Consider the following 11,537-nt stretch of genomic DNA (forward strand, 5'->3'; position numbering starts at 1 on the left):
TTCATCCACAAAGCTCAAAGGTTCATCCACAAAGCTCAAACGGTCATCCACAAAGCTCAGAGGTTTATCCTAGAGCATAATTTACTAGATGTAAAAGTCCGATACCCTATTGGGCATAACCACAGCCAACAACAAATATCTCTGTGTCTAATGTCCCATACCCCATGCCCAATTCCCAGTCCCTTGTATTTGCGATCGCAAACTAACTTAACCTAAATATATCCCTTTAGCAGAGGTAAATTCAAAGGCTATGTTCGATATTTAAGTAAATAGTAAGTATCAAGAAGAACAAAACTCAGTTTTAACCCTAGTTGCGATCGCCTTGGAAATTTGTCATTTGCTTATTCTTACAACAAATCTGGCTTTACAGGATTGATCGCAAATGCCCCTAGATAAAGTATCAAAAGTTTTCTGTCTTTACTTATAAAAGCTCCTTTGCCTCATTTCAGCTATTAGAAATGAGGCATTTCCTATGTTGCTATACACCCAGGCGTAATTTTGACATCGGGAATAGAGGCAAAGTATTAGTGCTGAAATATATCTAGCCTATCTTAGTACTATTTATTGCAAGTTAAGTTACATTTACGAACTTGCGCTTTCAATTTAATGTAAGGCGAATTCTTTGCAACCTTTGAGAAAGGCTCTACTTTTAAGATAACTAGCTTTTCTCCTTTTTTAAGTTTAACGATTGTTTTTCCAGATAAAGATTTTTCCTTTATTAGATTGACTTCATGTTTAACAGTTACGATTGTTCCTGGTGATGGAATGACAGGAGGCTCAATACTAGGAAATTGTTTAGGATTTGATGGTTGAAGAACTAGTTTTTGTCCAATAGATAAACTACCTGAGGTTTTATTAACCATACCTATCCATATCCAGCCAGTAGGATTTACTATTTTTGTTGAATTTAAAGTTGGTTTAGGTGCTAATAAAGGAATCTCTAATATATTAAGCTTTTGATAAATGAAGCTTATAAATGTACCACCTACTACAAAGAAAATAACTAGTCTCACAGGAATGTTGCTGACTCTATTCCTGCGACGAGATCTTGATGGTCTAAACAAGTAAGAAAAGGTTCCCGTTCCCACAGATATAAAAGTTTTTTGGACAAACTTTGCAACATCTATTATGATTGCCCGAAGCGAACGCAGAACTTTTTTAATAAGGAATGTAGAATCAGTAAGTTCCTCGGCTACTTCTCGAACACCTGTAGCAATATTTGCAAAAGCTTTATCATAGGGTTTCCATTCAGTTATAGGTCTTCCACCCTTGGGTAAAACTTTGACTTTGGGGAATCTGTCTTTCCAATGATTATCGACTGGACTAAGCAGAATAGTAATAACACGAGATGTTTTAGCACTATGCTGTTCCATAGCTTGTTTCGCCAAAACATTCCAGTGGTAATTTGAAGCAATAAATTCTGAACTAATTAGCAATAAAATTATATCAGCCCTCTTGAAATTTGTATCAATCTCACTTTTCCAATCCTTTCCTGGGCTGATCATTGTTCTATCCCAGGTAGTACTTACGCCCTCCCACTTCAAAGGACTGAGGTGATTCTCGAGTTTTTGCCGCATTTCTTTATCTTGAGCAGAGTCAGAGCAGCAATAAACAATTCTGACAACTTTATTAGCAGCAGGCATTGACCTTAGCACCCATTAATATGAAATAATTATTGTTTTTTTTTCATAGCATTTTTTATTTAAATTTATGATAATTTACTCAGTCCTAATTATCAATTTTCAACAGTGAATTTCTATGAACTTACTGCTAGTTCTTTCGCTACTATTCGGATACCTTGAGCAACACTTAAAAATGCAGCATCACGATTTCCCCATTTTTTCACAGCTCTACCGCCTTCAGGCAGAGCTTGAAGTCTGCCAAACGGTGCGCTTTCCCAATCAACAAAGTCGAGAATTATAGGGATAACTCTGGCTTCTTTGGCTTCATACCGTTCCATTGCCCGTTTTACCTCGACATCCCAGCAATAATCTGAAGCGATAAAATTTGCACTTACAAGCAGCAAAATTATCTGAGATGAATTTAAGTGGGTGTCTATCTCATTCTGCCATTCTTTTCCTGCTCCAATTTTGCGATCGTGCCATTCTGTAATCACTCCTTGCCGCCTTAAAAGAGTGAGGTGCTTTTCTAGTTTGTCGCGAAGTTTTTCATCTTCATGAGCATAAGAATAAAACACTTCAATAGCTTGATCAGGTTGCAATGACATAAGTTGCTTTATGACTCGAATCTCTGAAAGTAGGTTTAAATCTTTATGAAAGTTGTCTGCTAAAACTTGCAGCTTTTATTTGAAGGTAGAAGGCGTCACAAGATTGATTTGAATTTACAGAATAGTTCTTTATAAGACTCTACCATATAGCACTACTAAAGTAATAACACTTGTTCATCTATTCAAACTCTTTACCGACACTATTTTATCAGCTTCATCTACTGTTATTTGCGCCAGCCCAAACTGTTCAATAACCGCTGCATTTGTCGTCAAATGCCTACTCACTTCAGCCACTCGATACTGACTTTCTTGTGAAGCTAAAGCAGCTGGCAATAATAACTGATCTGCTAAATGTTCATCCACTGCTGCGCCTGTGTAATGAAACTCAAGCAGTTGTTGACAAGCAATCTCTGCAACTGTTTCTGCCGACAACCGCAAACGCCCAAATCCACCAAATCCAGTTAAGCTATTCTGATACTCAGCAGTGAGGAAAATACCCGCCCCAGGTGCTACACCTCTTTCTCGCAAGGTCTGTATAGTAACCTTTAAATGGGCTAACCGTAACAAATTCTCGGCACGATTTGCCATCCGTTGCGGAATATGAGAAGGTAATTCCGTCACCACTGCTAGTCCCCGCACCTGTTGTAAATTGCCCCGTTCCAACAAGTCGATCCCACCGAGTTTACCACCGCCATGCACCTGTAACTCTACCTCTCCCCCACCTTGGGGATACCACCCCCAAGCGCCTAACTTGACTTGGGCTTCTACACCCATGCGTTGCAGTATGGGCAGATAAACTTGCTCAATGTACGTCGCTGTCGGGCTAAAGTTCACATGAGTTCCACCCTTTAGTGTCACCAGGGAATTGCCAGATGCTAGCGCCAAAGGTAAGAGAATTGTTTGAAGAACTAGAGCGATCGCACCCGCAGAACCACCTTGTTGTGCTTTACTAACATCAAAGGTATAAATTCCAGCTTGCACAGCACTACCTGGGATGAATTCCAGCAGCATTGAACCCAAAGCATCACCCCGTAGTTGGGCATTACAAATTCTCGCCGCAGCCCGAACTGCTGTTAAGTGTTGTGCTGCTAATCCTGGCTTTTTGCGTCCAGCGCGAATGCCTGTAATTCGTATGGGTTCACCGGTGATGGCGGCTAGACTTAAGGAAGTACGAAGAACTTGTCCGCCTCCCTCTCCGTAGGAACCGTCAATTTCAATCATGGGCGATTATTGGAAGGTTGGATTTTGGGTTATCCCCACGGCTGTTAAAATCAAACCACAAATTATAAACGCCCAGCAACTAGCTTTTTGGAGGTAGGTTACACAAATATACAGAAAAATTTCTGATATGTGTTTCTGTAGTTTGCTAATTTTGAATTTGGAATTGAATAACCTTGCTTTTACCAGGATTCATCAACCCATAAGGATCGACTATTTCTTTAAATTTTAACTGCTCAGGATCGAGAACTTTTCTGCCGCTATCTTCAATAATATACGTATGAGGATTGGCAATACTCACACCCTGTTCTTCGTGATAGCGGATAATTTCATTGAGGCGTTCTTCTGTGGTGTAGCGCACAAGTTGCAATGCACCAGGAACTACGACACCATTCACCCGAAAAAATTCTAAATGCATCATTACCTCATCGCCGAAGTAATGATACATCTGCTCTACTATTTGTAAACTGCGATTGCGAGGAAACATACTTTGTAAGTAGGTAATTGCAGTATCTACACTCCGGGCAAGTAAGGTAGTGTGGTTCCAGCTAAATTCTGCTAAATGTGTACCTTTGGCTGCTTCCTCGGCTGGTTTTTTATATGTAATTTGTCCGCCGTATTCCTGCACCAAAGCCGGTAAAAATTCCCAACTCTGTTCAGAAATTATCAAAAAGACTGAGTGAGTCCCTTCAGGAATATACTCTTGTAGGGCGTGAAAATATTGGGAAATTGGGGATGCAAAGACAGAAATCAACTTCTTAATCATGCCATCAGCATTACCAATTGCCTGACCAAACTTTGCTGCTGTGATAAAGTCGTCAAAGGTGACAATGACTTCTGCCCAAGGATAAGCTGGCCCTAAAGGAATTTCGACTTCAGTAATGATGCCATTAATTCCCCAAGCATGATTTACCTTTTGGACATCATCGCCGCGTAATGCGATCGCACGCGGTTCGTCTTCTACAGTTACCACTCGCAGTGCTAAGATATTACCGCGATCGGCTAATAACCCATATTGGATCGAGCCAATACCGCCACTTCCCCCAGCAATAAATCCGCCAATTGTCGCTGTGCGGTACGTAGAGGGTGCCATACGGATTTCCCAGCTGATTTCTCGTGTTTTTTTATCCAAAGCCGCCAACTTCACCCCAGCTTCTACCCGTGCCACTCCCGGTTTTACCCAAAGAATCTCTTGCAACTGCGTCATATCTAAAATTACACCACCGTGCAACGGTACACATTGCCCATAATTCCCAGTTCCCGCACCTCGCACAGTTACAGGTATACGATGTTTTGCACAGGCGGCTGCAACTTTTAAAACCTCTGCTTCATTAGCAGGACGCACTACAATATCCCCAACTTTTCCCTCAAGTTTCGACACTAACACAGGACTAAAAGTGTGATAATCCTGGGATAATTTTGCGACTTGAATAGAGTCAGTAATAGTTTCTATACCTTCTAGAGAATTAATCAGAGCATCTAATTTTGTCGTCATAACTTATTCCTTTTTTTAACGCAGAGGAACGCAAAGAATTAACTCCTCTGCGAACCTTTGCGCTTCCCTCAGCGCCCCTCTGCGTTTTAAAATCTTAACTCTCATGTTTCACAGCAGTTTCATGCCACTTACTTAATAGTCAGATAAAGCACTCAAGCTGAGAAAAATCAATACTTAGTTTCCTGTGTCTGTGCGTCGATAATTACACTCCAGTCATCGTTTTTCACAGCAGCTTCAAGTTGACGCTGACGTTCGGCTTCACTCGCATCTATTGTTTCTGACTCTTTAGAAAGGGTTGTATCAGCCATTGCTTTCCGCAGTTTTAGCTTTTTCTCCTCGTAGGCTTGAAGTTGGGCTTCTGACATTACCGCCTTAGTCGCTTCACCCACCGTACTAGCCCACATTCCGCAATCAGTTGCATTACCAGGTGGCATACTTTCGAGTTCTGCTATCCACGCATCTCGCAAATCTTCCATTTCTTGACGTTTGGGAAACTTGAATGCTTGCACGCGTACAAAAGCACACTTTTGCTTACCATTTTGGCGAAGATGGCTGTTTAGGGAAAGCAACACATTCCGAGAATAGCTAATATACTGCGTATGACGTTCTGCATCTAATACTGCGTAAACTCCGGCAATTTTAGCGTTCTGAGCAGCTACACTCCAAGCTTCAATATCAATGATTTCAGTACCATTGTTTGCCAGTTCAGGAGTTATACTCACTTCAATGGCAGCGTGTTCGTTGTCAGAACTATACAAAAAATCATGCAGTCCACGGTGGTTTATGGGGACATTTTGATGTTCAATTGGCGGATTGTGCTGAGTTTCCATTGCAGTTGATCTCCGAGTTATTAATTAGTGATTTTCTACGACGAGCTTCTCTACCAGAGGCTACGCCAATACTTACACAAGCAAATATATGCCCTTAAAATATTGAAGCTTAAATCTACTCACATCTCCAAATCCTTGTTCTGAAAAAGCAAAAACAATTATTAAACTTCTTATGAATCAATTGATACCTAAAAATTGGATGTTCATCAAACAGCGGCTTACCCCTTATTTATTTTTACTACCCGCCTTAGTTCTTTTAGGCTTAACTGTCTTTTGGCCTGCACTGCAAGCGTTTTACCTCAGCTTTACTAACTATGAAGACATTGCCCAGCCGCCACAATGGATAGGTTTCGCCAACTTTCTTAAACTTTGGAAGGATGCAGTTTTTTGGAAAACCTTGGAAAACACTTTTTTATATCTTATAGGTGTAGTACCAATTTTAGTAATTGCTCCCTTAGTACTGGCAATTTTGGTAAATCAGAAACTGCGGGGAATGAATTGGTTTAGAGCAGCGTACTACACTCCAGTGGTAATTTCAATGGTGGTTGCGGGAATAGCTTGGAAATGGCTGTATGCAGAAAATGGATTACTCAATCAGTTATTTAAAGCTTTAGGTCTTTTTCCAGAAGGTATTCCTTGGCTAACTAGCCCAGCAAAAATTTTTGGCATTGTACCAATTTCTCTTGCCAGCGTCATGGCTGTCACTGTGTGGAAAGGATTAGGCTACTACATGGTGATTTATTTAGCGGGGTTACAATCAATTCCCGCTGATATATATGAAGCCGCAGCAATTGATGGTTCTGATGGTATCAGCAAACATTGGGATATTACCATACCTTTAATGAAGCCATATCTAGCATTAGTGGCGGTAATTTCGGCTATTTCTGCGACCAAAGTATTTGAAGAAGTCTACATTATGACTCAAGGAGGCCCGCTCAGTAGCTCAAAAACAATTGTTTATTATTTATATGAGCAAGCCTTCAACAATTTGGAAATTAGCTATGCTTGCACGATTGGGCTAGTGCTATTTTTAATAATTTTAGGATTGTCAATTTTACGATTAGCTATTAATCAGCAAGGTGATGATATCACAATTTAATATTGCCTTAATTAAATATATTAAATTTAGAAAAATCATCTTCTCTCAGCCCCGATAGTCTGAAAATATTCAAATATCGAGAGTGCATGAAAACAGACACGATTTTTTACACCCTATTCCAAACTCTTCCAGGTGTGTTATTTGAACTTTTGGAACAATCGCAAGCCTTAGCGTTACACTACCAATTTACCTCAGTAGAAATCAAAGAACTAGCACGTCGTATCGATGGCTTATTCTTACCCAAACCTGAATTTCCAGAAGATACAATCTATTTTGTTGAGGTACAGTTTCAGCGCGATGATGATATTTACTGGCGAATAATTACAGAAGCTTTCCTCTATATCAATCAATATAAACCTCAACGTCGCTGGCAAGCAGTATTACTTTTTGCTCAACGTAGTCTCGATCCAGGTATACCATTCATTTATCAAACATCATTAGCTCCACAGCAAATTCGTATAATTTATTTAGACGAATTAGATAATGTACCATCATCTTCAATTGGGCTAGGCGTAATTAAGTTAGTAGTTGCAACAGAAGATCGAGCCGTAGAGCAAGCGAAAAACTTAATAAAACAAGTACAACAAACGGATGAAGCTAACCGTAGCAATCTTTTAGAATTAGTAGAGAGAATGCTTATCTACAAATTTGTAAACAAAAGTCAGCAGGAGTTAGAAGCGATGTTTGGATTAACCGATTGGAGACAAACTAAATTTTACCAGGAAGTAAAGGAAGAAACAAAGCAAGAAGTAAAAAAAGAGGTTCGCGAAGAAACAAAGCTGGAGACTATACCTCGTCTACTTAAGTTGGGTTTAAGTATAGAGCAAATTGCTGAAGCATTAGAATTGGATGTTAAACAGGTAAGACAAGCTATTGAGAAGCAAGGAGAAGAGAGAACAGAAAGTAATTCGTAATTTAAGAGATTTCTTTAAAACCGCGTTTGATATTCCACTACTGCACGACTGTCATCAGTTAAGTTAGTGGAAGCACGCACACGATATTCATTGTTTATCCGGTAATTAATACCCCATTGGAAAGGATCGTTTGTTGTCAAAATTTTGATACTGGAAACGGATATTTTGGAAGAAATGTCAACCCCAGCCTCTGCTGCTAATTCCAAAGTTGAATTGCTTCTTCCAGCTTCAGGATTCTCAGAAATAACGGTAGGAAATATCCGCAGTTCACTTAAGCCAAAGGTACTTCCAATCTGGTTAAAAGCTGACTGAAAATTGTTAAATACAGCCGAACCTGCGATGTTAATCAGACCTAAAGTACTGTCTGCACGTCCTTGGGTGTCTACAAATCCACCTCCTAAAAGAGCAACAATTTCAGTTTGACTACGTGACGGACTACTTGTTAATTCTAAATTTTCATTCAATTTGCTAGCTAAACCGTTGATAGTGGCTTCGACTCGAACACTCTCTAATGCTGATAAACCTGTGGAATTTACCCGCCCAAAGTCATTACTTTGAATGACATCCAGTACTTTGGCAAATAGCCGAATATCTAAGTTGGGGTCGCGGGGTTGAGAAGGACTAAAAGTCGCAGTGTGTTTATAGCCACGAGCAAGGTTAAATTGAGTAGTAAATAAATTTACTCCTCCTTTTTCTAACTGGATAGTACCACTGGGTATAGGCTGATTGATTGAGCCGTTAACTATGAGATTACCAGTGGCGCGGAAGTTGAGAATAGGGGCACGGGTAATTTGGACGTTTTTACCTAGTTCCAAATCCAAATTATTAAATCTGGCGTTAGTATTTCCCGTCCCATTTCCAATTTTAGATTTGCTCTGCTTATTGGCTTTTGTCGGTGATACGCCAATACTACCATTTTCAGATGTCGTGGCGTTGGTAGATTCTGCCAACAATACTTTACCATCAAATAAATTTACTCTACCGCCAATTATGGGGTTAAGAGCAGAACCAGTAATCTGCAAATTGCCACTAGCGCCTCCCTGGTAAAGTCCTTTAAGATTCAACGCTAGCTGATCGAGATTAACAGTCAAGGGATTTTTGATAGTTACGTTCTCATTGTTGAAAATGGGAATTTCTCCAGCAGCTTCTACCGTCCCACGGCTAAATCTACCTTGAAGATTTTCTACTAAGATACTGTCAAAATTAAACAGTACTCTACCTGTGACACCTCTCAGCTTACGTGGCAAAGCCTGGGCTGAAAAAGTAGCATCATTAATAGTAGCAATTCCATCTACTTGGGGTTTTTGTAATGTTCCCCGCACTTTCAGGTCTACTTCTCCTTTACCTTTCTCAAATACCACTTGATTAGTCAATGCGTTTAACAGTGCCAATCCCTCGTTTTCCAACTTCATATCTAAACTGATTTGATCGCTGTCTGGTGCGACGGAGGCAAAAGGCAATTTATAAGGGATGCTGCCAGTAATATCAACGGGTTTTGGCCCAGCAACCGCTACAGTACTACCAAAGTTTAAGCGTCCGTTGGCATAACTGAAACTTGCGATCGCTGACTCTATTTTCTTCTGATTTAGTATTCCTTCTGTGATTTGCAATTCCCCTCTAGCTTGGGGATTAGCAATACTACCTGCTAAAGCTGCTGTAGCGTTAAGATTACCCGTGATTCCAACTGGCAGTTTGACAACATTATTTAATAGTTTTACTGGAAAATTATTCACCCGCAGCTGACCAGATTGTTCATCACCGCCAACGTTTCCTGTAAAGGCAATCAGCCTATTTTGAGACTGAATTCGTAAAGGTCGCAAACTCAAAACACCGTTTTCAAAGTTACCTTCGGCAATCACTTTATCGGCAGTATAAAAACGATTTCGTTCTTCCTTTTTACCCCAGGCAAAGTTTTGTCCATTCAAATTAAAATCTACTGATAATCCATTGGCTTTAGTTGTATTTACAGCCACTTCCCCATTGAAAGTCCCCTTTAAGTCTGCCAAATCTGGTATGGGAGTGGAATTAAGTCGCTGTTCTTCCTGTTCTGCCACTAAAGCTTCAATTTCAGAAAACCGTTGGATTTGGGTGAATAAGGGTTCGTTTGGCGTTCCTTGGGGGTTGGTAGTCAGATCCGCTGCTGTGCCGTAGATTTCTGCTGAACCACCTGGCAAATTTTGTAAATCAAATATCTTTGCTACAGCTAGAACATCTTGGATTTCACCCTGGTTGACGTTCAGTTTACCTTGTAGTTGAGGGCCTTTAGCGCTTTGAGCAAAAGTACCGACAAGGGCGTAGCGACTTTTCCCCTTGACAAATTCGCTACTTGCGAGTGTGGCTTTACCGTCACCGTAGCGGAATTGAGCGGCTAAACGATCGCCTTTAATTCGGCCAATTTGGGGATTCGCGATCGCTAAATTCCCCGTTGCTGCCAATGTCTGCTGATTAAACAACAAATCTCCAGTTAACAACCCAGCTATCTTACCAGCACCCAGTCGAGTAATTGGTGGCGGAGTCAAATTCAATATTTGTAAGGGGAAATTTGCAACTTTCAGCGCCCAATCATTCCCTTGAACATTACCTGTGGCTGATGCTTGCTGCCATTTGATTAAGAAAGATTTCGGGCGATTATTAGCATCTAAATTGAAGGATAGGCGATCGCTATTACCCGCCAAGTTCAAACTCAAACCGCGTCCCTGTGCGGAATCAATGTTTCCAGTTAACAACGGCTCAAAAGCAATATCTTGAACAACTAAGTCTCGTAAATTAATTTGCCCTACTACATTTGGCAAGGGCAGTTTACCAGTGATTTGACCATTAAAATCTACTCTTCCAGCCACAGCAACCTGATTAGGAAGATTAATCGGTAACTGTTTTAAGTTGTAATTCTGCGCCTGAACGTTGAGATTTAGGGCAGTAATTTCCGGTATCCCTGCCTTTGTTGCATTGGCTAATATGTTACCAGTGACACTTAAACCGGGAGCCGTTGCTCGCTCAATAGTCAGTCTTTCACCACTCCAAGCGATCGCAGCCGTCAGAGGTCGCTCAAGACCAGGGATACCTTGAGATAATTGCACCTGTCCAGCAGCACGCACATCAGCTAATTTGGACGATCCGAGCGTACCGGCTAATTGTAACTGACCGCCAAACTGACCCCGTAATTGCTGATTTAACCGATTTAATTCCACACCAGCAGTATCGACTACAGCTTGATAGCGCCCATTAGCTACTTGGATATTAGAAGTTGTAATATTTCCACCTGCAATATCTAGCCGTCCCTGACCGTTAGCTTGGATAGTTTGTGGTTGGAAGGATTCAACAGAACCAGCCACCTTTGCTTGACCAGTTAACGTCCCTCGTAACTGCGGTGGTACTGCTGCTAACTGCTGTAAAGGTACATTAGTTGCCTGAACTTGCGCCTGATATACACCATTACCCACTTGGATATTAGAGGCTGTAATAGTTCCACCTGCAACATTTACCCGCGCCTGACCGTTGGCTTGAATAGTTTGCGGTTGGAAAGAATCAACAGAACCTGCCACATTTACTTGACCAGTTAATGTCCCTCGAAATTGCGGTGGTACTGCTGCTAACTGCCGCACAGGTACATTGTTAGCCTGAACTTGCGCCTGGTATACACCATTACCCACTTGGATATTAGAGGCTGTAATAGTCCCACTCCCAACATTTATCCGCGCTTGACCGTTGGCTTGAATAGTTTGCGGTTTAAAAGAATCAACAGAACCCGCTACAT

At 41.0% G+C, this 11,537-nt stretch carries 9 protein-coding genes; 3 read left to right on the plus strand and 6 right to left on the minus strand.

The genetic code is table 11. The features are described 5' to 3' along the window. Positions 1 to 216 (plus strand): hypothetical protein (locus tag ACFE93_RS23775; RefSeq protein WP_375476855.1); only part of this gene is annotated, 216 nt, incomplete at its 5' end. 341 nt (positions 217 to 557) lie between these two features. Here the strand turns inward: ACFE93_RS23775 and ACFE93_RS23780 are convergent. The 5 genes from ACFE93_RS23780 to ACFE93_RS23800 all read right to left on the minus strand — a co-directional run bounded on the left by ACFE93_RS23780 (position 558) and on the right by ACFE93_RS23800 (position 5,770). Beyond that, on the minus strand, positions 558 to 1,643 hold the full coding sequence (locus tag ACFE93_RS23780) for a toll/interleukin-1 receptor domain-containing protein (RefSeq protein ID WP_375476857.1): 1,086 nt from the start codon (positions 1,641 to 1,643) through the stop codon (positions 558 to 560). 113 nt (positions 1,644 to 1,756) lie between these two features. Beyond that, on the minus strand, positions 1,757 to 2,227 hold the full coding sequence (locus ACFE93_RS23785) for a toll/interleukin-1 receptor domain-containing protein (protein ID WP_375476859.1): 471 nt from the start codon (positions 2,225 to 2,227) through the stop codon (positions 1,757 to 1,759). A gap of 174 nt (positions 2,228 to 2,401) precedes the next feature. Beyond that, a complete protein-coding gene (rtcA, locus tag ACFE93_RS23790; protein ID WP_375476861.1) occupies positions 2,402 to 3,448 on the minus strand; it encodes an RNA 3'-terminal phosphate cyclase in 1,047 nt (348 codons plus the stop codon). A gap of 145 nt (positions 3,449 to 3,593) precedes the next feature. Further along, entirely contained in the window at positions 3,594 to 4,940 is a 1,347-nt protein-coding gene (locus tag ACFE93_RS23795) for an FAD-binding oxidoreductase (protein WP_375476863.1), read from the minus strand. Between the two features lie 167 nt (positions 4,941 to 5,107). Then, positions 5,108 to 5,770, minus strand: coding sequence for a GIY-YIG nuclease family protein (locus tag ACFE93_RS23800; protein ID WP_375476865.1), 663 nt, complete (start codon positions 5,768 to 5,770; stop codon positions 5,108 to 5,110). A 172-nt stretch (positions 5,771 to 5,942) separates the two neighbouring features. On the opposite strand from ACFE93_RS23800, the gene ACFE93_RS23805 reads away from it, so the two are divergent. Continuing rightward, positions 5,943 to 6,869 carry a carbohydrate ABC transporter permease gene (locus tag ACFE93_RS23805; RefSeq protein WP_375476867.1) on the plus strand — a complete coding sequence of 309 codons (927 nt, stop codon included), beginning with the start codon at positions 5,943 to 5,945 and terminating at the stop codon, positions 6,867 to 6,869. Positions 6,870 to 6,955: 86 nt separating this feature from the next. Next, positions 6,956 to 7,783 (plus strand): Rpn family recombination-promoting nuclease/putative transposase, encoded by an 828-nt coding sequence (locus ACFE93_RS23810; RefSeq protein WP_375476869.1) that lies wholly within the window; start codon positions 6,956 to 6,958, stop codon positions 7,781 to 7,783. A gap of 14 nt (positions 7,784 to 7,797) precedes the next feature. On the opposite strand, the gene ACFE93_RS23815 is transcribed toward ACFE93_RS23810, so the two are convergent. After that, positions 7,798 to 11,537 (minus strand): translocation/assembly module TamB domain-containing protein (locus ACFE93_RS23815; RefSeq protein WP_375476871.1); only part of this gene is annotated, 3,740 nt, incomplete at its 5' end.

It is taken from the genome of uncultured Nostoc sp. (genome assembly GCF_964247315.1).
Lineage (GTDB): Bacteria > Cyanobacteriota > Cyanobacteriia > Cyanobacteriales > Nostocaceae > Nostoc.